Origin of the sequence: Paraburkholderia kururiensis (assembly GCF_034424375.1) — a bacterium.
Classification (GTDB): domain Bacteria; phylum Pseudomonadota; class Gammaproteobacteria; order Burkholderiales; family Burkholderiaceae; genus Paraburkholderia; species Paraburkholderia kururiensis_A.
The window spans coordinates 2,407,537-2,433,031 of record NZ_CP139965.1 but is presented as its reverse complement, the minus strand read 5'-3'; the positions used below and the strand labels follow the sequence as shown (position 1 = coordinate 2,433,031).

The following is a 25,495-nucleotide window of genomic DNA, read 5'->3' as shown; positions in this document are numbered from 1 at the left end:
GCCCTTCGTTTTCCGCTCAGCCGTTCAACGCCGCACGCGCCCGCGCGATCAGCGCGGACGTGGACGAATCGTGCGGCTTCACGTCGGCAGCCGCAGCCGTCAGATCGGCCTCCACGACCTTGCCGAGAATCTTGCCGAGTTCCACGCCCCACTGGTCGAACGGATTGATGTTCCACACCGTCGCCTGAACCAGCACCTTGTGCTCGTAGAGTGCGATGAGCGCGCCGAGCGAGCGCGCCGTCAGTGCATCGACGAGCAGCGTGGTGGTCGGCCTGTTGCCCGGAAACACGATGTGGGGCACGAGGTCGGGCTTGTCCGGGCCCGCGATCTTGCGCGCTTCCTCGACGGTGCGGCCCAGCATCAGCGCCTCGCTCTGCGCGAAGCAGTTGGCGAGCAGCTTCGCATGGTGGCTCGCGAGTGGATGCTCGGGCGTGAGCACGGCGATGAAGTCGATGGGCACGATGGTCGGGCCCTGATGCAGCATCTGGAAGAACGCGTGCTGGCCGTTCGTGCCCGGCTCGCCCCAGGTCACGGCCGAGGTGGGGTAATCCACGGTCGCGCCGTCGAGTCGCGCCGACTTGCCGTTGCTCTCCATCTCCAGTTGCTGGAGGTACGAGGGCAGGTAGTGCAGCGCCTCCGAGTAGGGCGCGACGAGATAGCTCTGCGAGCCGAAGAAGTTGCGATACCAGATGCCGATCAGCGCTTGCAGCACCGGCAGGTTGCGCTCGAGCGGCGCCTCGCGGAAGTGCCGGTCCATGTCGTTCGCGCCGGCCAGCAGCTCGTCGAACTGCGCAGAACCTACGGCAATCATGATCGAGAGGCCGACAGCGGACCACAGCGAGTAGCGCCCGCCTACCCAGTCCCACATTTCGAACACGTTTTCGCGGGCAATGCCGAACTTTACGACTTCCGCCGGGTTCGCCGAAACGCCGACGAAGTGCTTCGCGAGGTCGCTCTCGGCGCAGCCGCTCTCGACGAACCAGTCGCGCATGGAACGTGCGTTGGTCATGGTCTCGAGCGTGGTGAACGTCTTCGACACCACGATGGCGAGCGTTTCTTCGGGGTTCAGTCCTTCGAGCGCGCGATGCAGGTCGGCGCCGTCCACGTTTGACACGAAGTGCGTCGAGATGTCGGGCGTCGCGAGGTGATGCAGCGCGTGCACGACCATTTTGGGCCCGAGGTCCGATCCGCCGATGCCGATGTTCACCACGTGGCGGATCCGCTTGCCCGTGTGTCCCGTCCAGGCGCCGTTGCGCACCTTGTCGGCGAACACTGCCATCTTCGCGCGCTCGGCCTTCACCGCGGCGTGGAACGGTGCGTTGGCGTCCATGGCGCGCAGTGCGGTGTGCAAGGCCGCGCGGCCTTCGGTCGGGTTGACGACCTCGCCCGCGAACATCGCGTCGCGACGCGCCTCGACGCCGGCTTCACGCGCCAGTTGCACGAGCAGACCCAGTGTTTCGTCGGTGATGCGGTTCTTCGAAAAATCGGCAGCGAGGCCGCCGCCCGTGAACGTGAAGCGTTCGGCGCGGGTCGGCGCAGTATCGTTCTGCGGCGCGAACCAGTCGCGCAGTTGGGCATCGCGAATCTGCTCGTAGTGCGTTTGCAGGGCGGACCAGGCGGGAAGCGATTTCAGCGTCGTCATAACGGTTCGTCTAACGATGGGGCGGATGGGAAAGGCGGCACAGCGAACAATCGCCGCCGGCGATGAGGCGTACGAGCCCCGGCGCGCCAGGCATCTGCCGCACATGAGGAGCGACGTGGTTGCCGCGAGGTGGAACAACGTGGCACGCGAACGCATCACATCGATCACTCGCGGGATCACATCACATCGCGAAGGCAGCAGGGCCGCCGCTCAGCATTGCGGCACAGGCATTGCAACGGGGCGGCGGCAGAAGGCGGCGCAGTGGATCAGTATAGCGTCGTCGTGTGACCGCGGCATGCTCAGCGCGCGTCGCGATAGAAGAGCCGGTTGAGCAGCGTGCGGACCATCGGTGCAAGTTCGCCCGCGGTGAGTCCCGCGGGTCCGTCGCCGCGCGCCGTGAGATGTTCCGCTGCGAGACCGTGCAGATAGATACCCGCGAGCGCTGCTTCCCAGGCCGGCAGCCGCTGCGCGAGCAGCGCACCGATGATGCCGCCCAGCACGTCCCCTGTGCCGCCCGTGGCGAGCCCTGCATTGCCGGTGGGGTTCACCGCAAGCCGGCCGTCGGGCGCGGCGATTACCGTGCCGCTGCCTTTGAGCACAACGACCGACGCGAAGCGCGAGGCCAGCGCCCGCGCAGCCGCGAGCCGGTCGTGCTGCACGCTGCGGGCGTCGGTGCCGAGCAGGCGCGCAGCCTCCAGCGGATGCGGTGTCAGCACGCAGGGCGAAGCCGGCGCCTTGCGCGTCGCCAGGTGGCTGGCCAGCGCGTCGTCGCGGGCGACGAGGTTCAGCGCGTCGGCATCGAGTAGCGCGGGCAAGCCCGTTTGCAACGCGCGGATCAGCACATCGCGCGCGTGGTCGCTGCCGCCCATGCCGCAGCCCACAGCGAGGGCGTCCATCGTGTCGAGCGGCAGATCGTCCGCGGCGTGGAGCATGAGTTCGGGATGCGGCGCGTCGTAGGGCGGCCAGCCGCTACCGATGAACGCGACGTGCACCTTTCCCGCGCCGGCATAGAGCGCGGCCCGTGCCGCGAGCACCGGCGCGCCGCACATGCCGGTGTCGCCGCCCACCACGGCGAGACTGCCGAACGTGCCCTTGTGGGTGGCGAAGCCGCGCGCCGGCAGATGCGACGCGAAGAGTGCGGGTGCGTTGAGCAACGCGGGCGTATGGGGAAGTGCGGGCGTCTGCGTATCGACGCCGATGGGCGCGACGGTCACCGCGCCCGCGCAGTCGCGTCCCGCGGTCATGAATAGGCCCGGCTTCGCGCCGATGAACGTGAGCGTATGCGTCGCGTGCACCGCCACGCCGCCGCCCACGATGTTGCCGGTATCGCTGTCGAGACCGCTCGGTACGTCGAGCGCGAGCACACGGCCGTGAACGCGCGCATGCTCGCCGAGCCGTTCGGCGAGCGCGGCGAACACGCCGTCGAGCGGACGTGCGAGCCCAATGCCGAGCATGCCGTCCACGAGCCAGCCGAAGCTTTCGAACGATGCGGGCGGCTCCACCGAGATGGGCACGCCCGCGGCCCGGGCTTCGGCCAGCGCCCAGCGCGCGTCGTCAGGCTTCACGTCCACCGGCATGCAGACTTCGACGGCAACGCCCGCCTGCAGGAGTTGCGTCGCCATCACGAGCGCATCGCCGCCGTTGTTGCCGGGGCCGGCGACGAGCCAGACCGGGTGGTCTGCATCGACGGAACCGTCATGTGCGGCGTGTTCGCGCAGCCAGTGCGCCGCGGCGGCTCCGGCGCGTGCCATCAACGTGTGGGCGGGCAGCGTGGCTTCGGCGTGCGCCTCGCAGGCGCGCAAGTCCTCCACCGTGAGCAGCGGCAGCGGACGATCCTGGGTGGAAACGAGCGTCGGGAAGGTGGACGAGACGAGCGAAGCAGTGGACAAAGCGGCGTCGGTCATGGCGGCGGATCGGAGAGGAGCCCCACCACGGCGCGTCGGCTAGTCTTGCAGCCGCTCGGGCCGCAGCGCGGCGAGCGTGTCGGGCGGCACGGCAGGCGTTGCGCCCGACACGAGGTCTGCAACCACTTTAGCAGAGCCGAGCGCCAGACCCCAGCCGGCCGGGCCGTGTCCGGCGTTGACGAAAAGCCGCGGATGGAGCGCGTTACCCACGGCGGGCAGGCCGTCCGATGCCAGCAGCTTGAGGCCTTCCCAGGGCAGCGCGGCCGAGATCTTCGCGGCGCCGGGCACCCAGTCGCGCGATGCCTCGCCGAGCAGCGCGAGCGCGTCTTCGGTGAGCGCTTCGGGCAACGGCTTGTCGGCCAGCCCGGCGGCCTGCAGCACCGCGCCGCCCGCAATACGCAGGCGCTGGCTGAGCGGCGCGATCACGACGCGCTTCATGGTGTCGATCACGGTCATGTGCGGGGCGCATTCTTCGTGCGCGATGGGCGCCGTCAGTGTGTGCAGCCGCAGCGGGTAGAGCGGCAGGCGCAGCCCGAGGCGCGCGGCGAGCGGCAGGCTGCCCGCGCCCGCGGCGAGCACCACGGCGTCGCCCGAGATCACGTCGACTTCACGCGAGCGCGCCGATTCGCCTTCGCGCGGCGCCAGCTCCACCGCGGCACGCGTGTTGTCGAGACGGATGGCCGTCACTTCGCGGCCGGTCTGGAACTGCACGCCGCCTTCGGTATCGAGCACCTGCTTGAGCAGCTTGACGAAGAGCGGGCAGTTCGCGGTGCGTTCGGACTCGAACAGCACACCGCCCGCGAAGGCGGGATCGGCCGGCACGGCGCGCTCGTGCTCGGCGCATTCCGCGGGCGTCAGCACGTGATGCGGCACCTCGAAGCGCCGCAGCAGATCGAGCGCGGGCTGCGCGAGTTCCCAGTCGGTGTTGCCGCGCACGAGGTGCAGCACGCCGTCGCTCTGCTCGAATTCGAGCCCAAAGCGGCTTTCGATATCGGCCAGCGCCTCGCGCGCGGACTCCACGAGCGGGCGCAGCCGTTCGTACTGCGCGGCGAACGCGTTGGCGTCCTGCAGCGTGGCGAGCCGGCGCACGAAGGCGCGCGCGGGACCGTTGAAGCCGGTTTTGCTGATCACGCCGCTCGCCGCGCCGCGGCGGCCTGACATGAACGTCGGTCCGAACCAGACGTCGAGCGGCGTGGGCAGCACGATGCCGCTATGTCCCCACGTGGCGCCCTGGGCGACCGTGGCGTGGCGTTCGACGACGCACACGCGGTGGCCCGCGGCACGCAGCTGGTAGGCGGTGGCGACGCCGACAATCCCGCCGCCGATGACGATGACATTCATGATGATTCGATCTGCCGGCCGGAGCACCGCCGTGCGCGGTATTCGCCGCGCAGTGCTGGCCGTGTGAGGGCATGCGGCACGCAAGCGCGCGCCGATCCGATGAAACCGGCAATGATAGCAGCCAAATGTCGCAACGCGCCGTGCTCACGCGGCGGCAAGCGCGGCCGCGGACCGACCGCGCGCGAGGCGCGCAGGAACCCGAAAACGCCCGGCACAGCCTTGTCGCGCCAAGCCCGGCGCGTCCCATGAGGGGCGGAAAGAGGCGCTTCCGGGTTATAATCGCGGTCTCCCTTTCGCCTCACGTCGCCTTCTCGCGCGACGCATCAGCCCACCGACGCAAGGTCTAGTCCAGTCCATGGCCCACTTCTCGTGTTTCCCCGGCGCGTCCGCGCTCTCCGATTTCCGTCAAACCCGTCTGCTCGAAACGCTCGGCCGGATCGACGCCAACATCGTCGGCGTGCGCGGCCAGTTCCTGCATTTCGTCAACGCGGCGAGCCCGCTCGGCGAGGAAGACCGCGCGAAGATCGAGGCGCTGATGCACTACGGCGCGCCGTTCGAGGCGGCCGAAGCGCGCGGTGCCGAGGAAACCTTCCTTGTGCTGCCGCGCTTCGGCACCGTGTCGCCGTGGGCCAGCAAGGCGACGGACATCGCCCACCACTGCGGTCTGCATCAGGTGCGCCGCATCGAACGCGGCATCGAATACACGGTGGTGCTGAAAACGGGCCTCTTCGGCAGCAAGAAGGGGCTCACGGACGAGGCCCGCGCAGCGGTGGCCGCCGCGCTGCACGATCGCATGACCGAGAGCGTCGTGGCCTCGCGTGAAGACGCCCGCCATCTGTTCGACGAACTGCCCGCAAAGCCGCTCGCCACGGTCGACGTGATCGCCCACGGGCGCGCCGCGCTCGTCGCCGCGAACGGCGAACTGGGTCTCGCGCTCGCGGAAGACGAGATCGACTACCTGGTGGACGCGTTCACGAAGCTCGGCCGCAATCCCACGGACGTCGAACTCATGATGTTCGCGCAGGCCAACAGCGAACACTGCCGCCACAAGATCTTCAACGCGCAATGGACCATCGACGGCGAGCCTCAGGACGTGTCGCTGTTCCAGATGATCCGCAATACCGAAAAGCTCAATCCGCAGGGCACCATAGTCGCGTACTCGGACAACTCCGCGATCATGGAAGGCGCCACCGCCGAGCGCTGGTTCCCGCGCAAGGCGACGGACGGCCCGAACGAGAAGTACGGCCGCCACACCGAACTCGTCCACACGCTGATGAAGGTGGAGACGCACAACCACCCGACGGCGATCTCGCCGTTCCCCGGCGCCGCTACGGGCGCGGGCGGCGAAATACGCGACGAAGGCGCGACCGGGCGCGGCGCGCGCCCCAAGGCGGGTCTCACGGGCTTCACGGTGTCCAACCTCGAGTTACCCGATGCCCGCGAGGTCTGGGAAAACGCCCGCGACGTGGCCCAGCCGCTCGCGCACCGCGATCCTTCGGCGGAACACGGCGCCTATGGCCGCCCCGACCGCATCGCGTCGCCGCTGCAGATCATGATCGACGGCCCGTTGGGCGGCGCCGCGTTCAACAACGAATTCGGCCGGCCGAACTTGGGCGGCTACTTCCGCGTCTACGAACAGAACGTGGCCGGCACCGTGCGCGGCTACCACAAGCCCATCATGATCGCGGGCGGCATCGGCAATATTTCGGCTGCGCACACGCACAAGCACGATTTGCCCGAGGGCTCGCTGCTGATCCAGATCGGCGGCCCGGGCATGCGCATCGGCATGGGCGGCGGCGCGGCCAGTTCGATGGCCACCGGCACCAACACGGCAGAACTGGACTTCGACTCGGTCCAGCGCGGCAACCCTGAAATCGAACGGCGCGCGCAGGAGGTCATCAACGCGTGCTGGCAGCTGGGCGACGGCAATCCGATCCTGAGCATTCACGACGTGGGCGCGGGCGGTCTCTCGAATGCGTTCCCCGAACTGGTCGACGGTGCCGGCAAGGGCGCGCGTTTCGAGTTGCGCAAGGTCGCGCTCGAAGAAAGCGGCCTCTCGCCGCGCGAAATCTGGTCGAACGAGGCGCAGGAGCGCTACGTGCTCGCCATCGCGCCCGCCGACCTCGCCCTGTTCGAAGCCATCTGCGCGCGCGAGCGCTGCCCGTTCGCCGTGGTGGGCGTGGCGACGGCGGAGCGCCAGCTGAAGCTGATCGACGCAGAGCACGCCGCCGAGGGCGAACCGCAACCCGTCGACATGCCGATGGACATCCTGCTCGGCAAGCCGCCGCGCATGCATCGCGACGTGAAGCGCGAAGCGAAGGCGCTCACGCCCGTGGACGTCACGGGCGTCGCCTTCGACGAAGTCGCCATGAGCGTGCTGCGCCATCCGACGGTGGGCAGCAAGTCGTTCCTCATTACGATCGGCGACCGCACGGTGGGCGGCACCAGCGTGCGCGACCAGATGGTCGGGCCGTGGCAGGTGCCGGTGGCCGACTGCGCGATCACGACGATGGACTACGCGGGCTTTCACGGCGAGGCCATGACGATGGCCGAGCGCACGCCGCTCGCCGTGATCGACGCGCCCGCATCCGGCCGCATGGCCGTGGGCGAGGCCATCACGAACATCGCGTCGGCACCCATCGCGTCGCTCGACAAGCTCAAGCTCTCCGCGAACTGGATGGCCGCGTGCGGCGCGCCGGGCGAAGACGCCGCGCTTTTCGAAACGGTGAAGGCGATCGGCATGGAGCTGTGCCCGGCACTCGGCATCGGCATTCCGGTGGGCAAAGACTCGCTGTCGATGCGCACGAAGTGGGACGAGAATGGCGTCGCGAAGGAAGTGGTGGCGCCGGTCTCGCTCATCATCTCGGCGTTCGCCCCGGTTGAAGACGTGCGCGGCCACCTTACGCCGCAACTGCGTACGCACGACGAAGCGGGCGAGGCGCTGGACTCGGTGCTGATCGCCATCGATCTGGGCCGCGGCAAGCACCGCATGGGCGGCAGCATCTTCGCGCAGGTCACGCAGCAGATCGGCGACACGGTGCCCGACGTCGACGATCCTGAAGACCTCAAGCGCTTCTTCAATGCCATCCAGTCGCTCAACGCAAAGGGCCAGTTGCTCGCCTATCACGACCGCTCGGACGGCGGCCTCTGGGCCGCGGTCTGCGAAATGGCGTTCGCGGGGCACGTGGGCGTGTCGCTGAACGTCGACATGCTGACGCTCGATGCCGACCACGAGTTCGACTACGGCGACGCGAAGGACTGGGCGAAGCAGACGAGCGGCCGTCGCGAAGACCGCACGCTGCGCGCGCTGTTCTCCGAGGAACTGGGCGCCGTGATCCAGGTACGCGCAGCCGAACGCGACGTGGTGCTCGGCGCGCTGCGCGAACACGGCCTTTCCACGTGCTCGCACGTCATCGGCAAGCCGAACGCGCACGACACCATCGAGATCTATCGCGACGCGAAGAAGGTCTACAGCGCGCCGCGCGCCGAATTGCAGCGCGCGTGGAGCGAAGTGAGCTGGCGCATCTCGCGCCTGCGCGACAACCCGGCCTGCGCAGACGCCGAGTACGACGCGTTGCTCGACGCGAACGACCCCGGCATCACGCCGCGCCTCACGTTCGATCCGGCCGAAGACGTCGCTGCGCCGTTCATCGGCAAGGGCGCGCGTCCGCGCGTGGCGATCCTGCGGGAGCAGGGCGTGAATTCGCATCTCGAAACGGCGTATGCCTTCGACCGCGCCGGCTTCGATGCGCACGACGTTCACATGAGCGATCTGCTCGAAGGCCGCGCGACGCTCGCCGACTTCACGGGTGCCGTGGCATGCGGCGGCTTCTCGTACGGCGACGTGCTGGGCGCGGGCGAGGGCTGGGCGAAGACGATCCGCTTCAATGCGCAACTGGCCGACATGTTCGCCGCGTTCTTCGCGCGCAAGGACACCTTTGCGCTCGGCATCTGCAACGGCTGCCAGATGCTGTCGAGCCTGGCCTCGATGATTCCGGGCGCCGACGCATGGCCGAAGTTCACGCGCAACAAGTCGGAGAAGTTCGAGGCGCGCTTTTCGTTCGTGGAAGTTGCGGCGTCGCCGTCGCTCTTCTTCACGGGCATGGAAGGCTCGCGCATTCCGGTCGCGGTGGCGCACGGCGAAGGGTTTGCCGACTTCTCGCAGCAGGGCGACGCGTCGCGGGTGGCCGTGGCCATGCGCTTCGTCGACCATCAGGGTGCGGCGACCGAGCGCTATCCGTTCAATCCGAACGGCTCGCCGAACGGCATCACGTCGGTCACGACGCCGGATGGCCGCTTCACGGTGCTCATGCCCCACATGGAGCGCGTACACCGCACGGTGCAGATGAGCTGGCACCCCGAAGGCTGGGGCGAAGCGAGCCCCTGGATGCGCGTGTTCCAGAACGCGCGCCGCTGGCTCGGCTGACGGTTCTTTTGGGCGGCACACCGCAGGCCGCCATAAACCGTACGCCGCCATAAACGACAATGCCGCCCGAGGGCGGCATTGTTTTTTGAAGTGCGTTGCTACGAGAGCAACGGCACCGTTCCGTTCGGCGTTACTGGATCTTCGCCTGCTTGCGCAGGTTTTCTTCGAACGCCTGGAGCTTTTCCTGCTGCATCTGCTGGACGATCTGCGTCTTCACCTGTTCGAGCGGCGGCGGGGTGATATTGCGAATGCCGTCCACGCGGATGATGTGCCAGCCGAACTGCGTATGCACCGGCGTATCCGTCATCTGGCCTTGCTGGAGCTTCTGGGCAGCCGCGGCGAACTCCGGCACGTAGGCGCGCGGATCCGACCAGTCGAGGTCGCCGCCGTTCTTGCCCGATCCCGGGTCCTTCGAGTACTGCTTCGCGAGGTCTTCGAAGCTCGCGCCGGCCTTGATCTTCGCGATCAGGTCTTTGGCCTGCTGCTCGTTGTCCACGAGGATGTGGTGCAGGTGATATTCCTTGCCGCCCGCCTGCTGGACCAACTGGTCGTAGCGCGCCTTGATTTCCGCGTCCGTGGGCGCGTTGTTCTTCATGAAGTCTTCGATCAGCGCGCGCAGCACGACGGTCTGCTGGGCAACGGCGATCTGCGCCTTGATGTCGGGCCGCGTGGGCAGGCCGCGGCGTGCCGCTTCCTGCATGAGAATCTCGCGATTGACCAGTTCTTCGCGCACCGCAGTCTGAAGCTGCGGCGTGTCTTGCTGGCCTTGATGCACCAGCTGCGCGATCAGCGCGTCGGCACGCGACTTCGGAATCGGCGTGCCGTTCACGACGGCGATGTTCTGTGCAAACGCGGGCGCGGCCGCGAACGCAGCCAGCATCACCCAGAGACGGGTCTTCTTCAAGATCATCGGAAAAGTCCTAACGGAGCAAAGAAATGTAGGCTTGCTAGCGGGGCAGCGAGCCGGCTTCTTCGGGCGTGTACGCCGTGATGGCGAGCGCGTGAATGCCGCGCTGCAGCGCATCGGCCAGCGCATCATACACCATGCGATGCCGCGCCACGCGCGGCTTGCCGGCGAACGCGGCGGCCACGATCGTCACGCTGTAATGGCCGCCCGCAGCGGCGCCGGCGTGGCCTGCGTGCTGCGCGCTGTCGTCGCGAACGTCGATGGAAATCACCGGTGCAAGTGCAGCGCAAAGACGGCTGCGGATGAACGCGAGGCGCTCCTCGGGGCTTGCGTGCAGGAAGGCGTCGCTCACGTCTTACTCCTCTTCCTTCATGTACTTCGCGAGCCACAGGCTCTGCCCGACGATGAACACCACCAGGAGGCCGGTCGCGCCGAAGAGCTTGAAGTTGACCCACGTGTCGGTCGTGAAGTTGTAGGCGACGAACAGATTGACGAGCCCGAGCAGCACGAAGAACACGGCCCACACGATGTTGAGCTGGCCCCACACGCGGTGCGGCAGCGTGATCTGCTTGCCCATCATGGCTTCGATAAGATTCTTGCCGAACGCGAACTGCGAGAACACGAGCACGACGGAGAACGCCCAGTACAGCACCGTGGGTTTCCACTTGATGAACGTGTCGTTGTGAAACACGAGCGTTGCGCCGCCGAACACGGTCACCACGCCGAGACTGATCCACAGCATCGTGTCGACCTTGCGATGCCGGAACGCCACCCATGCGATCTGCACGAGCGTCGCGGCAATCGCGACGGCCGTGGCCGGGAAGATGCCCCACACCTTGAACGCGATGAAGAACAGGATGATGGGGAACAGATCGAACAGGAATTTCATCGTGGCTTGAGGTTCCGGAGAAGGGAAGGTGCGGGCGCAGCCAGGGCAGGCGCGGCGCCCGCGCAACGTGTTGCGTCGCGCCGCAGCCCGGCCTGGCGGCACGAAGCGGCCAGGCCGGGCGATGTGCTCAAGGTTCGCCCGCGCCGAAGGCGACTGGCGATGATCGGCAAAGACCGGCAAAGACCGGCAAAGACTGGCAATACCCGCCGTTATTTCGGCTCGAATTGTAGCGCAGCCGAATTGATGCAATACCGCAGGCCGGTGGGCGCCGGGCCGTCTTCGAAGACGTGGCCCAGGTGGGCGCCGCAATTCTTGCAGCGCACTTCGATACGAAGCATGCCGTGCGAGCGGTCGGTGCGTTCCTCGATGACCTCGCCGTTGATGGGGCGGAAGTAGCTCGGCCAGCCGCATCCGGCGTCGAACTTCGTATCCGATTCGAAGAGCGGCGTGCCGCAGCAGACGCAGTCGTAGATGCCGCGGTCCCAGTGGTCCCAGTAGCGGCCCGAGAAGGGGCGTTCGGTCGCGGCGTGGCGCGTCACCTCGTACTCGGTTTCGGAAAGTTTCGCGCGCCATTCGGCGTCGTCCTGCTGTCCGGGGTAGGCGTCGGAGTTGTGATCGTCCTCGGTCATGGTGTGTCCTGTGGGTGTGTTTCGTGAGGGGGCGAAGAAGCGTGACATCGTGAACAGCGCGATCACGACGAGCAGCTCACTTCGAGCGAGCCGGCCCAGTCGGGCGGCAGCGCGGCATAGCTTTCGTATTGGGGCTGTTCGTCGAACGGGTGTTGCAGCACGGCGGCGAGGCGCTCCACCTCGCTGAAGTCCTTTTCCTTCGCGCGGCGAATTGCTGTTTCCGCGAGGTGATTGCGCAACACGAACTTCGGATTCACGCGATTCATGGCGGCGGCACGCGAGGCGTCGTCGCGCGTTTCCGTTGCGAGCCGCGCGCGATAGTCGGCGGCCCAGGCATCGAATGCGGCGCGATCGAGGAACAGGTCGCGCACCGGCGCGTCGGCGCTCACGTCGTCTTTTCGGTGCTTTGATAGACGGGCGAGATTGCGGAACGTCAGCGTGAAGTCGGCGCGGTTCGCGTGCATGATTTCGAGCAGCCGGTTGGCGAGGGCATCGTCGCCTTCGCGCGCGGTCTCGAGCCCGAGCTTGTCGCGCAGCCGCTGTTCGAGCGACGGCGCGAAGTGTTCCTTGAAGCCTTCCAGCACGCGCTGCGCATCTTCCACGGCACGCTCGCCGCGCTTCGCTGCGTCGTGCCGTTCACCGATGATGGGCAACAGCGCCTGGGCAAGACAGAACAGGTTCCAGTAGGCGATCTGCGGCTGCATGCGATACGCGTAGCGGCCCTGCGAGTCCGAGTGATTGCAGATGTGGCCGGCGTCGAAGCCGTCCATGAAACCGAACGGACCGTAGTCGATCGTAAGGCCAAGGACCGACATGTTGTCCGTGTTCATCACGCCGTGGCAGAAACCTACGGCCTGCCACTGCGCAACGAGCGATGCCGTGGACCGCACCGCCTCGGCGAGCAGCGCGAGATAAGGGTCGTCCGCCTCGCGGCAGTGCGGATAGAAGCGGTCGATCACGTGATCGGCGAGCGTGCGCAGCGCGTCGACGCGGTCGTTCGCGTAGAAGTGCTCGAAGTGGCCGAAGCGCACGAAGCTGGGCGACACGCGCGTGACCACCGCCGCGGTTTCGATCTCCTCGCGCCGTACCGGCTGGTCCGAGCCCGTGACGCAGAGTGCGTGCGTGGTGGGAATGCCCAGATGATGCATGGCTTCGGAGCACAGGAATTCGCGAATCGACGAACGCAGCACGGCGCGCCCGTCTCCCATGCGCGAATAGGGCGTGCGGCCGCTGCCCTTTAATTGCAGTTCGTAACGCCGGCCTGCGTGCTCGACCTCGCCGAGCCCGATGGCGCGCCCGTCGCCGAGCTGCCCGGCCCATACGCCGAACTGGTGTCCTGAATAAACGGACGCGTAGGGCATCGCATGATCGGGCCAGTCGCGCGTGGGACTGCCGCTGAACCAGGCGGCGAAGCCCGGGTCCTGCACGACGGCGGGATCGAATCCGAGCAGCCGTGCCGTATCTTCCGAAAAGCCCACGACGTAGGGCTGCGGCAAGGGCGCCGCGGGCAGCCGTGTCATGAAGGTGGGACCGAGTGTGGCGAACGCGCCTTCGCGCGAAGTTGTGATGGCCGACGTGACGCGCGAGAGCAGGGACGTGGATGCGCCCTGTTCGACAGGACCCGCAGCGGCGGAAGGATCAGCGGAAGGGGCCGTCGCAGCAACGTCGCCGTGGCCGGCGGCCTGTGAAGTGCCTGGTGAAAACGACATGTTGAGCGCCTCTGGGTTAACCGATATTGTAAGTCCGCGTCCGCGGGCCTGCAGGCGCCGTGCCTGGGGCCGTTCAGGGCTTCGCGGCATCATGGTGACGAGGCGTCACGTTGCAAGCGCGACACTGTTCGCCGCGGCGTATGGCGCAATGTCGAACGGCACGCCGCCGCAGCCGCGACAGATAGCGTAAAGACACGACGAGCACAGAACGAGGCGAGGAGACCCGTGCCCATGACAACGCCGCTGCTGGGACAAATGATGGACGTGCCGCTCAACGTGTCGTCGCTGATCGCGCACGCCGCGCGCTATCACGGCACCACGGGGATTGTGTCGCGCCGCATCGAAGGCGACATTCACCGCTACACCTACCGCGAGTGCGAACAGCGCTCGAAACAGCTCGCGCAGGCGCTCATGAGGCTCGGCATCACGGCGGGCGAGCGCATCGGCACGCTCGCCTGGAACGGCTACCGGCATCTCGAGGCCTACTTCGGCGTGACGGGCTTCGGCGCGGTGTGCCATACCATCAATCCGCGTCTCTTTCCCGAGCAGATCGCGTTCATCGTCAACGACGCCGACGACCGCTACGTGCTGTTCGACACCACCTTCGCGCCGCTCGTTGCGCAACTCGCGCCGCTGTGCCCGAACGTGCGCGGCTGGGTCGCGCTGACCGACGAGGCGCACCTTGCCGATTGCGCATCCATTGCGGCGCCCGTGCTCTGCTACGAGACGCTGGTCGCCGCGGAAGACGGCGCATTCGACTGGCCCGTGCTCGATGAACGGTCCGCGTCGAACCTCTGCTACACCTCCGGCACCACGGGGCATCCGAAGGGCGCGTTGTACTCGCATCGCTCGTCGGTGCTGCATGCGTTCGGGGCGTCGTTGCCCGACGCCATGGGTCTGTCGTCGCGCGATTCCGTGCTGCCCGTCGTGCCGATGTTCCACGTGAACGCCTGGGGCATTCCGCATGCCGCGCCGCTCTCGGGCGCCAAACTCGTGCTGCCGGGCAAAGACCTCGACGGCAAGTCGCTGTTCGAGCTCATGGAGGCCGAACGCGTCACGTTTTCGGCCGGCGTGCCCACCGTCTGGATGGGCCTGCTCAACCATGTACGGCAGCAGGGCACGCGGTTTCATTCGCTCGAACGGACGGTGATCGGCGGCTCGGCCTGTCCGCCTGCCATGCTGCGCGCCTTCGAGGACGACTACGGCGTGCGCGTGATCCACGCCTGGGGCATGACGGAGATGTCGCCGCTCGGCACGCTGGCGAGCCTCAACTGGGAGCAGTCGCAACGGCCGCGCGAGGCGCAGCACGCGCTGCTGCAAAAGCAGGGCCGGGCGATGTTCGGCGTGGACATGAAGATCGTGGGACCGGACGGCGCGGAGCTGCCCTGGGACGGCGTCGCGTTCGGCGACCTGCACGTGCGCGGGCCCTGGGTGATCGACCGATACTTCCGGCACGACGAATCGCCGCTCGTGAACGGCTGGTTCCCGACCGGCGACGTCGCCACGATCGACCCCGACGGCTTCCTCAACATCACCGACCGCAGCAAGGACGTGATCAAGTCCGGCGGCGAGTGGATCAGCTCCATCGACATCGAGAACATCGCCGTGGCGCATCCCGCCGTGGCCGAGGCCGCGTGCATCGCCTGCGCGCATCCGCGCTGGACCGAGCGGCCGCTGCTCGTCGTCGTGAAGCGCGCGGGCAAGACGGTGACGCGCGACGAGCTGCTTGCCTTCTACGAAGGCAAGGTCGCGAAGTGGTGGATTCCGGACGACGTGGTGTTCGTCGACGAACTGCCGCACACCGCGACGGGCAAGCTGCAAAAGCTCAAGCTGCGCGAGGTGTTCCGCAACCACGTGTTGCCGACCGCGCTGGGTGGCGAATGTGGCGGTCTGGGCGGAAGCTGACGCGGCTTTCGCCCGGAAAAATTGGACGACCGTTCTTTTTTGTGTATGCTCCAGCTGATCCGGGTTTGTCGGACAATGCAGCCGACAGCGCCCAACGCGCACCGGCACGCATGGAGGCAGACACATGGCAGTCGACTACACGACCCGGGATGGCATGGCCGTCCTCACCCTCAATAACCCGCCCGTCAACGGGCTCGGCCACGCCACGCGAGCCGGCATCGTGGCTGGGCTCGACCGCGCGAACGCCGACCCGGACGTCGTCGCGATCGTGTTCACGGGCGCCGGCAAGGCCTTTTCAGGCGGCGCCGACATCACCGAATTCAATACCCCCAAGGCCACCCAGGAGCCGACGCTCGGCACCGTCATCAAGGCGGTCGAAGCGAGCGCCAAGCCCGTCGTCGCCGCCATTCACAGCGTTGCGATGGGCGGTGGACTAGAGCTTGCGCTGGGTGCGCATTACCGCATCGCGGCCCCCGGCGCGCAGATCGCGCTGCCGGAGGTCAAGCTGGGCCTGCTGCCTGGCGCCGGCGGCACGCAGCGTCTGCCGCGTGCGGTGGGCCTCGAAACCGCGCTCAACATGATCGTGTCCGGCGCGCCGGTGATGTCCGAGAAGCTCGCCGGCACGGGGCTCTTCGACGAGATCGCGCAGGGCGATCTGCTCGACGCGGCGCTCGCGTTTGCGCGCAAGATCGCGCAGAAGGGCGGCACGCATCCGCTCTTGCGCAAGCGCGAGATCGAGCATGCGAACGCCGCCGGTTTCATCCAGTTCGCGCGCAACAGTGTGGCCGCTGTGGCGAAACACTACCCGGCGCCGCACAAGTGCATCGACGCGGTGGAGGCCGGCGTGAAGCACGGCTTCGACAAGGGCCTCGCCTTCGAGCGCGAATGCTTCATGGCGCTCGTGCAAACGCCTGAAAGCCGCGCGCTGCGCCACGCGTTTTTCGGCGAACGCGCGGCGAGCAAGATTCCCGACGTGCCCGCCGGCACGCCGGTGCGCAAGATCGAAAAGGTCGCCGTGATCGGCGCCGGCACGATGGGCGGCGGCATCGCGATGAACTTCGCCAACGCGGGCTTGCCCGTCACGCTGCTGGAAACGAAGCAGGAAGCACTGGACCGCGGCCTCGCGACCATCCGCAAGAACTACGAAGCAAGCGTGAAGAAGGGCAAGCTCAGTGCCGAATTGCTCGAAAAGCGCATGGCGCTGATTCGTGCGACGCTCGCGTGGGACGATCTGAAGGACGCCGACCTCGTCATCGAAGCGGTATTCGAAGAACTGGGCGTGAAAGAGCAGGTGTTTCGCCAGCTCGACGAAGTGGCGAAGCCGGGCGCGATCCTCGCCTCGAACACCTCGACGCTGGACCTGAACCGCATCGCGTCGATCACGAAGCGGCCGCAGGACGTGGTGGGCATGCACTTCTTCAGCCCCGCCAACGTCATGAAGCTGCTCGAAGTGGTGCGCGGCCGCGAGACGGCCAAAGACGTGCTCGCCACCGTCATGCAGGTCGCGAAGACCATCCGGAAGACCGCGGTGGTGTCCGGCGTGTGCGACGGCTTCATCGGCAACCGCATGATCGAGCAGTACTTGCGCCAGGCGCTCTTCATGCTCGAAGAAGGGGCGCAGCCCGCGCAGATCGACCGCGCCATCGAAAAGTTCGGCTTCGCCATGGGGCCGTTCCGCATGAGCGATCTCGCCGGCAACGACATCGGCTGGGCTATCCGCAAGCGCCGCTATCGCGAGCAGCCCGAGATGCACTACTCGAAGATCGCGGACCGCCTTTGCGAAGCCGGCCGCTTCGGCCAGAAAACGGGCGGCGGCTGGTACGACTACCAGGCGGGCGACCGCACGGCGAAACCCTCCGCCGTGGTGGACGAAATGATCGTCGCGTACTCGAAGGAAATCGGCGTGGCGCGCCGCAAGATCGCCGACGAGGAGATCGTGGAGCGACTCGTGTTCGCACTCGTCAACGAGGGCGCGAAGATTCTGGAAGAGGGCATTGCATCGAAGGCGTCGGACATCGACATGGTCTATCTGACGGGCTACGGTTTTCCGCTGTGGCGCGGCGGCCCGATGCTGTACGCGGACACCGTGGGGCTCTACAACGTGGAGCGGACCATTCGCCGCTACGCCGCGCAACCCAACGGCGACGCCTGGCAGATCGCGCCGCGCATCGTCGAACTGGCGGCGCAGGGCCGCGGTTTCAACTGAACGTCGGCGGCAGCCACACCCGCGGAGTGATCGAGATGAAAGGCACACACGAAGTCCTGCTCGTCGTGGACGTGCAGAACGATTTCATGCCCGGCGGCGCGCTGGCCGTACCGCACGGCGACGAGGTCGTGCCGGTCGTGAACCGGCTTGCGCGCGGCTTCAGTCATGTCGTGCTGACGCAGGACTGGCACCCGGCCTCGCACGTTTCGTTTGCAGCGAATCACGCGGGTCGTGCGCCGTTCCAGACCATCACGCTGCCGTACGGCGACCAGGTGCTGTGGCCTGTGCACTGCGTGCAGGCCACGCCGGGTGCGCAGCTGCACGCAGCGCTCGACGTGCCGCACGCGCGCGCCGTGATCCGCAAGGGGCACCACGCGGCAGTGGACAGCTACTCGGCGTTTCTCGAAGCCGATCGCAAGACGCCCACGGGCCTTGCGGGCTACCTGCGCGACGCAGGCGTGACGCGCGTGTGGTGCTGCGGACTCGCTACCGACTATTGCGTCGCGTGGTCCGCGCTCGATGCGCGCGCGGCCGGTTTCGAAGTGGCCGTGATCGAAGACGCCTCGCGCGCGATCGACCTCGACGGGTCGCTGGCCGCGGCCTGGCAGCACATGCACGCAGCAGGCGTGGCCCGGGTGCAGAGCGCCGACGTGCTGCACTGAGGGCTGAGCAACCGGAAAGGCCCGAAGCGCGTGGCCGTACCCACACATCAACAGCAACATGAATGGCAGGAGACAGGCATGACCGACGCAGTAATCGTATCGACGGCCCGCACGGGTCTCGCCAAATCGTGGCGCGGCGCGTTCAACATGACGCACGGCGCGACGCTGGGCGGCCACGTCACGAAGGCCGCGGTCGAGCGCGCGAAGCTCGACCCTGCGCGCATCGAAGACGTCATCATGGGCTGCGCGAACCCTGAAGGCGCGACGGGCGGCAACATCGCGCGCCAGATCGCGCTGCGCGCCGGCCTGCCCGTAAGCGTGCCCGGCATGACGGTGAACCGCTTCTGCTCGTCGGGGCTGCAGACCATCGCGCTCGCCGCGCAGCGGGTAATCGCGGGCGAGGGCGACGTCTACGTGGCGGGCGGCGTGGAGTCCATCTCGTGCGTGCAGAACGAAATGAACCGCCACATGATGGCCGACGGCTGGCTGCTCGAACGCAAACCCGAAATCTACTGGACCATGCTCGAGACGGCCGAGAACGTCGCGAAACGCTATGCGATCTCGAAGGAGCGCCAGGACGAATACGGCGTGCAATCGCAGCTGCGCGCGGCCGCCGCGCGCGAAGCGGGCCTCTTCGATGCCGAGATCGTGCCCATGACCGTGCTGGCCGGCGTCGCGGACAAGGCGAGCGGCCGCCTCTTTACCCAGGAAGTGACGATCGCCGCGGACGAAGGCATTCGCGCGGACACCACGCTCGAAGGCGTCGCGAAGATCCGCACGGCGCTGCCGGGCGGCGTCATCACGGCGGGCAACGCGAGCCAGTTTTCGGACGGCGCCTCGGCGTGCGTGGTGATGAACGCGAAGGTGGCGGAGCGCGAAGGACTCGAGCCGCTCGGCATTTTCCGTGGCTTCGCGGTGGCCGGCTGCGAGCCGGACGAAATGGGCATCGGCCCCGTCTTTGCGGTACCGAAGCTGCTCAGGCAGGCGGGGCTCAAGGTCGAGGACATCGACCTGTGGGAACTCAACGAGGCGTTCGCCGTGCAGGTGCTCTATTGCCGCGACACGCTCGGGATTCCGAACGAACGGCTCAACGTCAACGGCGGCGCGATTGCGGTGGGCCACCCGTATGGCGTGTCGGGCGCGCGCCTTACGGGGCATGCGCTCATCGAAGGCAAACGCCGTGGCGCGAAGTTCGTGGTGGTCACGATGTGCATCGGCGGCGGGCAGGGCGCAGCGGGCTTGTTCGAAGTGGCGTGAGGGGGGCGAAAAAGCGGATGGGCTTGTACGGCCGGGCCGGTGAGGCTGCACGCGCCGACACGCTTTGCCTGCGCGCCGTGAGCCGTCTCGACGTGGACGAGCAGGTATCATGGCGGCTTGCCGGTGCGCACAGAAGCACAGAACGGCATCGCACGCCCAGGCGAGCCGGCGCTCAATCTACGCCGCATCCGCGCCTTTTTTCAGACAAACCCGACTACAGGTGAACACGTTGATCCGTCATATCGTGATGTGGAAGCTCAAGGAAACCGCCGAAGGCGCCACGCGTGAACAGAACGCGCAGACCCTCAAGGCGAAGCTCGAAGCGTGCCGCGGCATCGTGCCGGGCATCGAACATCTGGAAGTGGGCCTTGCGGCGCCCGGTCTCGAATCGACCTACGACGTGGTGCTCGTTTCCGATTTCGCCGACAAGGCCGCGCTCGACGCCTATCAGGTCCACCCCGTGCACGAGGAAGTGAAGAAGTTCATCTCCGGGGTGCGCGAAGCGCGCCAGTGCGTGGACTACGAAGTGTGAGCCTCGCGATGAGCGACGCACAGCCTCCGGCGGGCGCAAGCCCACAAACGCCGCCTATGATCGAAAGCCCTTTCGTCGATCACCTCGGCGTACAGGTGGTCAGTGCCGCCGACGGCGCGAGCGAAGTCGTGCTGCCGCTTGCGGCCATGCATCTGAACACGTGGGACGTCGCGCATGGCGGCGTCACCATGACGCTCGCCGACGTGGCGCTCGCCATGGCCGCGCGCAGCCTCGCGCCGGACGGCGTGGGCGTGGTCACCGTCGAAATGAAAGTGAACTTCATGCAGCCGGGCCGCGGCGAATTGCGCGCGTCGGCGCGCGTGCTGCACCGCTCCACCACCATGGCCTACTGCGAAGGCGAGATTCGCGACACGGCCGGGCACTTCGTCGCCAAGGCGCTCGGCACCTTCAAGTACATGCGCCGCCTTGCCGTGGGCCGCGAGATCACGCAGCAGAGGTTGCGCACCGATCCGGCAGCGCGACCGGGTCCGAGCGACGGCTGAACGTTTCATCCGCCTTGCCTGCCGCCCGCTGACCGCGGCGTGCCGCTTTTTGTCCGCTACCTTTCTGTCTGCCTCAACCCGATCGAACACGAGGTGCCTGTCATGTCCCAGACCAATCGTCAGATCCTGCTGGTTTCGCGGCCGCAAGGCCCCGCTACGCCGGACAATTTCCGGCTCGTCGAAACGCCGCTGGCAGCGCTCGAAGCGGGCCAGGTGCGCGTGCGCAACCACTACCTGTCGCTCGATCCGTACATGCGTGGCCGCATGAACGATGCGAAGTCGTATGCACCGCCCCAACCGCTCAACGAAGTGATGCTGGGCGGCACAGTGGGCGAAGTGGTGGAGTCCACGCATCGCGACTTCGCGGTGGGCGACAAGGTGGTGGGCATGTTCGGCTGGCAGGAGTACGGCACCTCCAACGGCGAGGGGCTGCACAAGGTGGACGACACTCACGTGCCGCTGTCGGCTTACCTGGGCGCCGTGGGCATGCCGGGCGTGACCGGCTGGTACGGACTCAACCGCATCATCGGACCGAAGCCGGGCCAGACCGTCGTGGTGAGCGCGGCGAGCGGTGCCGTGGGCAGCGTGGTCGGGCAACTGGCGAAGCTTGCCGGATGCCGCGCGGTAGGCATCGCGGGCGGCGCTGAAAAATGCCGCTACGTCGTGGAGACGCTCGGCTTCGACGCCTGCGTGGACTACAAGGCCGGCAATCTCTACGCCGACCTGAAGGCCGCGACGCCGCAGGGCGTGGACGGCTACTTCGAGAACGTGGGCGGCGCGGTGTTCGACGCCACGCTCGCGCGCATGAATCCGTTCGGGCGCATCGCGCTGTGCGGCATGATCGCCCGCTACGACGGCGCGCCCACGCCGCTCGGGCATCCGGAGCTGATGCTCACGCAGCGGCTGCTTGTGCAGGGCTTCATCGTGACCGAGCATCTCGATGTCTGGCCCGAGGCGCTGCGCGAACTGGGTACGCTCGTCGCGCAAAAGAAGCTGCATTACCGCGAGAGCATTGCGCAGGGGCTCGAACGCGCGCCGGAGGCGTTCATCGGTCTGCTCAAGGGCCAGAACTTCGGCAAGCAACTGGTGAAGCTCATCTGAATCGCGCGGAGTCTGCCCTCGATATGACCATTCCCTTCGAGTTCGGCGGCAAGGTGGCCGTCATGACCGGCGCCGCGAGCGGGCTCGGCCGGGCCTTCGCTCAGAAGGCCGCGGCGCTCGGTATGAAACTCGTGCTCGCCGATGTCGACGGCGACGCACTCGCCGCCTGTGTGACCGCACTGCGCGACCAGGGCGCCGAAGCCGTGGGCGTGACGACCGACGTGTCGCAATCCGCGCAGGTCGAAGCGCTGGCGCAGGCCGCGCTCGATACCTTCGGCAAGGTGCATCTGCTCTTCAACAACGCGGGCGTCGGCACGGGCGGCTTCGTCTGGGAGAACACCGAAAAGGACTGGACGTGGGTGCTCGGCGTCAACGTGATGGGCGTGGCGCACGGCGTGCGCGTGTTCGCGCCCATCATGCTGCGGCAGAAGGAGCCGGCGCACATCGTCAACACGGCGTCGGTAGCAGGGCTGCTCGCGCCGCCCGCCATGGGTGTCTACAACGTGTCGAAGCATGCGGTGGTGGCGTTGACCGAAACGCTCTACCACGACCTGCGGATCGTGGGGACCGAGGTGGGCTGCTCGTTGCTGTGTCCCGCGTTCGTGCCCACCGGCATCGCAGAATCGTATCGCGCGCGGCCTGAGGCGCTGCGCAACACCGAGGCGCCCACGCGCTCGCAGGCCGTCGCGCAAGTGCAGCTTCAGCGCGCGGTGAAGTCGGGCAAGCTCTCGGCCGCCGACGTGGCCGGCCTCACGTTCGACGCCGTGCGCGAGCGGCGCTTCTACATCCTCACGCATCCCGCGATTCTGCCTTCGGTGCATCTGCGCCACGAGGACATCGAACTCATGCGCAACCCCACGGACCCGATGTCGCTGAAACCCGAGACGGGGTACTCGGCGTGACGCAGCTGAACCCGAAGGTCGCGTTGATTCTCGACATGGTGGCGCGCGCCGGGCGGCCGCCGTATCACGATCTGACGCCCGCCGAAGCGCGTGCCTCCTACGAGCGCAGCGCGCCCATTCTCGAAATTGCGAGTGCCCCGATGTTTTCCGTCGAGGACATCGAGGTGCCCGTGCGCGACGGCGCTACCATCCGCGCGCGGCTCTATTTTCCCGTCGAGCCGCAATGGGCCGAGCCGCTGCCCGCGCTCGTCTACTACCACGGCGGCGGTTTCACCGTGGGCAGTGTGGACACGCACGACGCGTTGTGCCGCATGTTCGCGCACGACGCACATTGCGCGGTGCTGTCCGTCGACTACCGGCTCGCGCCCGAGCATCGTTTCCCCACGGCCGTGAACGACGCGTTCGATGCGCTCGCGTGGCTTCATGCGAACGCGGCCGTCTACGGCATCGACGCGCACCGCATCGCGGTGGGCGGCGACAGCGCCGGCGGCACGCTGGCCACGGTCTGTGCCGTGCTCGCGCGCGACGCGGGCATCCGGCTCGCGCTGCAACTGCTGATCTATCCCGGCACCTCTGCGCATCAGCAGACGGAGTCGCACGCGCGGCTCTCCGAAGGCTATCTGCTCTCGGGCGACACCATTCAGTGGTTCTTCGCCCAGTACGTGCGCGAGCCCGACGATCGCAACGACTGGCGGTTTGCGCCGCTCGACGGCGAACGCGGCGCGCCGTCGTTCGATCATCTCGCACCCGCGTGGATCGCGATTGCCGGCTACGACCCGCTCAGCGACGAAGGCGAGGCTTATGCCGTCAAGCTGCGCGCGGCGGGCAACACCGTCACGTTGCGCAGCTATCCGGACATGATCCACGAGTTCTTCAAGATGGGCGGCTTCGTGCCCGAGGTTGCGCAGGCACATGCCGATGCGGCTGCGGCGCTGCGCGGGGCGTTTGCGGCGGGGTGGGGCGGTTCGGGCGGCGAGCGCGGTGTCGCGTGCTGTGTTGCCGCTGCCGCACGCGGCCCGTCTCTGCACGCGTTACAGCGTGCGCGTCACATCGAACGCGTACTCGCGCTCATAGTGCCCCGGCCGTGCGATGCGGTGAGACCCGTTGTCGTCGCTGCGTTCGGTCACTTCCACGCTGATCGCTTCGCCGCGCACGGTCACGCGTAGGGCTGTCGTGCCGCGCGTGCCGTAGTCGGGGGTGTCGATGAACGCCGCCGAGAGCGCGCGCTCGCGTTCGAGCGTGATGCCGGTGGCCGGCAGTTCGTCGTCGCGCGCCAGTTGCGGGTCGCGCATCATCTCGACGAGGCTTGCGAGCGGCGCGTTGGAGTCGGCCGCGAGGCGCGCCGCCAGTTCGCTGCGCTTGCGCACGAGCTTGGGCCACGGCGTGTCGAGCACCGCGTTCGAAATGCCGTGGGTGCCGGCTTCGAGCAGCGCGGGCGGAGCACTCGACCGGTTGCAGTACCAGCCGAGTTCGCGCCGCGTCCAGTCGCCCACGATCAAATTGAAGCCGTTGTAGATCTCGCCGTCGCGTGCCACGCGCCGCAAGTAGTCGAGCGGCGTGGTGCGAGGCTCCGTGAGCCACGCGGAGACCAGCGTGCCGCGCGTCGGTGCATCGGCGCGCATCTCGCGCGGGGCGCGGTAGTTGGTGAGCGCGGCGAAGCGGCCATCGCGCGTCATGCCGAGCCACGTGCCGCCGCCCACGAGATCGCGCCCAGCCAGCAGCGTGGGCACCTCGGACCACCAGTGCATCGGCTCGGCAGTGCGCCGGAAGAATTCGTCGCGATTGGCGGCGAGCGTGAAGAGCGCGCCCTCGGTGGCGTCGGGGCGCCAATCGAACACGATCAGACACATGGCGCCGCGCCGGCCCTGCTGCGAAGACTGCCGGCCGTCACCGCGTCAAGCCTCGACGGGCAGCGAATAGGGCAGCGGCTCGAACGCGAGCGCGGGGCCGTCCGCGGCGCCCAGGTGCACGGAGCCGGATTCGAGCGCGGCGAGCTTGATCTCCGCGAGTACGTCGTAGACGCCGGCGGGCGCCGCCGCGGCGTTGACCACCATCCCGCACGGCTGGCCGGGATCGTCCGAATGGAACAGTTCGGCGCCCGCGTGGAGGGCACCGGGCGCCGCGTCGGCCCCGATTCGCGCAAGCGCCGTGCGCCGCTTGATCGTGCCGCGATACTGGCTGCGCGCCACCACTTCCTGGCCGGGGTAGCAGCCTTTGCGGAAATTGACGCCGCCCAGCACGTCGTAATTGACCATCTGCGGCACGAACTGCTCGACGACCGGCTGCGTAATGCGCGGCTCGCCTGCACGGATATCGAGCCAGTCCCACACGGCGGGCGCGACCTGCGCGAGTTCCGCGAGCGTCCCGAGCCGTGCTTCGACCTCGGCCTTCGGTCCGACCCACAGATAGCGCAGGCGCCCCGCGGCGTCCGGCACGCGGATCAGTGACCCCGCCGCGCCGTCCACCTTCACGTGCACGCCGTCGGGCAGCGCGTCGAACACGCGCGAAAGCGCACCGCGCACGTCGCCGGCGAGGCCGATTACCGCGATGGCGTCGCTTGCGTCCGCGAGCTTCGCCTTGGCGCGCAGGATGAACATGGAAAGCCGCTTTTGCACCGCCGGCTGCACGTCCTTCGACAGCAGCAGGCGGATCGTCTCGCCCGTGCGCCAGGTGAGGAACGACGCGAGCAGGCGGCCCTTCGGCGAGCAGTAGCCCGCGAGGCGCGCGTTGGCGGCATCGAGGTGCTGGACGTCGTTGGTGAGCTGGTTGTGCAGGAAGCTGGCGGCGTCGTCGCCCGTGGCGTCGATGGCGCCGAACTGCGTGAGGCGCATCCAGGCGCCGCGCTCCAGCACGGCGTCGAAGTCGCCGGCAGCGGGGCGTTCAAGCGGAACGGGGGCGGCGGTGACGGCCGCCGTGGCCGGGGCGGTAGCGAGCGGTGAGTTCATGGAAACGGGATTGAGTCAATCCTGACTTGAGCGAG

At 67.7% G+C, this 25,495-nt stretch carries 19 protein-coding genes and 1 pseudogene; 10 read left to right on the top strand and 10 right to left on the bottom strand.

The features are described 5' to 3' along the window. Positions 1 to 16: 16 nt before the first annotated feature. From pgi to U0042_RS10860, 3 genes are all read right to left on the bottom strand, one after another. The gene (gene pgi, locus U0042_RS10870; RefSeq protein WP_114810838.1) at positions 17 to 1,642 is read right to left on the bottom strand and encodes a glucose-6-phosphate isomerase; all 1,626 of its coding nucleotides are present in this window, start codon (positions 1,640 to 1,642) and stop codon (positions 17 to 19) included. A 299-nt stretch (positions 1,643 to 1,941) separates the two neighbouring features. After that, positions 1,942 to 3,546, bottom strand: coding sequence for an NAD(P)H-hydrate dehydratase (locus U0042_RS10865; protein WP_114810839.1), 1,605 nt, complete (start codon positions 3,544 to 3,546; stop codon positions 1,942 to 1,944). Between the two features lie 39 nt (positions 3,547 to 3,585). Continuing rightward, positions 3,586 to 4,887 carry an FAD-dependent oxidoreductase gene (locus U0042_RS10860; protein WP_114810840.1) on the bottom strand — a complete coding sequence of 434 codons (1,302 nt, stop codon included), beginning with the start codon at positions 4,885 to 4,887 and terminating at the stop codon, positions 3,586 to 3,588. A gap of 355 nt (positions 4,888 to 5,242) precedes the next feature. Here U0042_RS10860 and purL point away from each other — a divergent pair, with 355 nt between their 5' ends. Beyond that, positions 5,243 to 9,313 (top strand): phosphoribosylformylglycinamidine synthase, encoded by a 4,071-nt coding sequence (gene purL / locus U0042_RS10855; protein ID WP_114810841.1) that lies wholly within the window; start codon positions 5,243 to 5,245, stop codon positions 9,311 to 9,313. A 130-nt stretch (positions 9,314 to 9,443) separates the two neighbouring features. On the opposite strand, the gene U0042_RS10850 is transcribed toward purL, so the two are convergent. From U0042_RS10850 to U0042_RS10830, 5 genes are all read right to left on the bottom strand, one after another. Continuing rightward, positions 9,444 to 10,223 (bottom strand): peptidylprolyl isomerase, encoded by a 780-nt coding sequence (locus tag U0042_RS10850; protein ID WP_114810842.1) that lies wholly within the window; start codon positions 10,221 to 10,223, stop codon positions 9,444 to 9,446. A gap of 37 nt (positions 10,224 to 10,260) precedes the next feature. Beyond that, on the bottom strand, positions 10,261 to 10,572 hold the full coding sequence (locus U0042_RS10845) for a BolA family protein (RefSeq protein ID WP_114810843.1): 312 nt from the start codon (positions 10,570 to 10,572) through the stop codon (positions 10,261 to 10,263). A gap of 3 nt (positions 10,573 to 10,575) precedes the next feature. After that, entirely contained in the window at positions 10,576 to 11,109 is a 534-nt protein-coding gene (locus tag U0042_RS10840) for a septation protein A (protein ID WP_114810844.1), read from the bottom strand. Positions 11,110 to 11,318: 209 nt separating this feature from the next. Beyond that, on the bottom strand, positions 11,319 to 11,738 hold the full coding sequence (msrB, locus tag U0042_RS10835) for a peptide-methionine (R)-S-oxide reductase MsrB (RefSeq protein WP_114810845.1): 420 nt from the start codon (positions 11,736 to 11,738) through the stop codon (positions 11,319 to 11,321). Positions 11,739 to 11,800: 62 nt separating this feature from the next. Next, entirely contained in the window at positions 11,801 to 13,447 is a 1,647-nt protein-coding gene (locus tag U0042_RS10830; protein WP_232833355.1) for a protein adenylyltransferase SelO, read from the bottom strand. A gap of 231 nt (positions 13,448 to 13,678) precedes the next feature. Between U0042_RS10830 and U0042_RS10825 the strand changes: the two genes are divergently transcribed. The 9 genes and pseudogenes from U0042_RS10825 to U0042_RS10785 all read left to right on the top strand — a co-directional run. Beyond that, complete coding sequence (locus U0042_RS10825) at positions 13,679 to 15,352, top strand: 3-(methylthio)propionyl-CoA ligase (RefSeq protein ID WP_114810846.1); 1,674 nt, start codon at positions 13,679 to 13,681, stop codon at positions 15,350 to 15,352. Positions 15,353 to 15,476: 124 nt separating this feature from the next. Further along, positions 15,477 to 17,558: a 3-hydroxyacyl-CoA dehydrogenase NAD-binding domain-containing protein gene (locus U0042_RS10820; protein WP_114810847.1), complete on the top strand. Its 2,082-nt coding sequence runs from the start codon at positions 15,477 to 15,479 to the stop codon at positions 17,556 to 17,558. Between the two features lie 35 nt (positions 17,559 to 17,593). Beyond that, positions 17,594 to 18,220: a bifunctional nicotinamidase/pyrazinamidase gene (gene pncA, locus U0042_RS10815; protein ID WP_114810970.1), complete on the top strand. Its 627-nt coding sequence runs from the start codon at positions 17,594 to 17,596 to the stop codon at positions 18,218 to 18,220. Between the two features lie 78 nt (positions 18,221 to 18,298). Beyond that, complete coding sequence (locus tag U0042_RS10810; RefSeq protein ID WP_114810848.1) at positions 18,299 to 19,477, top strand: acetyl-CoA C-acyltransferase; 1,179 nt, start codon at positions 18,299 to 18,301, stop codon at positions 19,475 to 19,477. A 229-nt stretch (positions 19,478 to 19,706) separates the two neighbouring features. Further along, positions 19,707 to 20,009, top strand: coding sequence for a Dabb family protein (locus U0042_RS10805; RefSeq protein ID WP_114810971.1), 303 nt, complete (start codon positions 19,707 to 19,709; stop codon positions 20,007 to 20,009). A gap of 8 nt (positions 20,010 to 20,017) precedes the next feature. Beyond that, entirely contained in the window at positions 20,018 to 20,512 is a 495-nt protein-coding gene (locus tag U0042_RS10800; protein ID WP_114810849.1) for a PaaI family thioesterase, read from the top strand. Between the two features lie 102 nt (positions 20,513 to 20,614). Beyond that, complete coding sequence (locus U0042_RS10795; protein WP_114810850.1) at positions 20,615 to 21,613, top strand: NADP-dependent oxidoreductase; 999 nt, start codon at positions 20,615 to 20,617, stop codon at positions 21,611 to 21,613. 23 nt (positions 21,614 to 21,636) lie between these two features. Beyond that, complete coding sequence (locus U0042_RS10790; RefSeq protein ID WP_114810851.1) at positions 21,637 to 22,515, top strand: SDR family oxidoreductase; 879 nt, start codon at positions 21,637 to 21,639, stop codon at positions 22,513 to 22,515. A gap of 35 nt (positions 22,516 to 22,550) precedes the next feature. Beyond that, a pseudogene (locus U0042_RS10785) lies at positions 22,551 to 23,462 on the top strand (alpha/beta hydrolase); the annotation flags it as partial. A gap of 84 nt (positions 23,463 to 23,546) precedes the next feature. Here U0042_RS10785 and U0042_RS10780 read toward each other — a convergent pair. Both U0042_RS10780 and U0042_RS10775 read right to left on the bottom strand, forming a co-directional pair. Then, positions 23,547 to 24,365: an NRDE family protein gene (locus U0042_RS10780; RefSeq protein WP_114810852.1), complete on the bottom strand. Its 819-nt coding sequence runs from the start codon at positions 24,363 to 24,365 to the stop codon at positions 23,547 to 23,549. A 45-nt stretch (positions 24,366 to 24,410) separates the two neighbouring features. Then, a complete protein-coding gene (locus tag U0042_RS10775) occupies positions 24,411 to 25,460 on the bottom strand; it encodes a YgfZ/GcvT domain-containing protein (protein ID WP_114810853.1) in 1,050 nt (349 codons plus the stop codon). Positions 25,461 to 25,495: the final 35 nt, after the last annotated feature.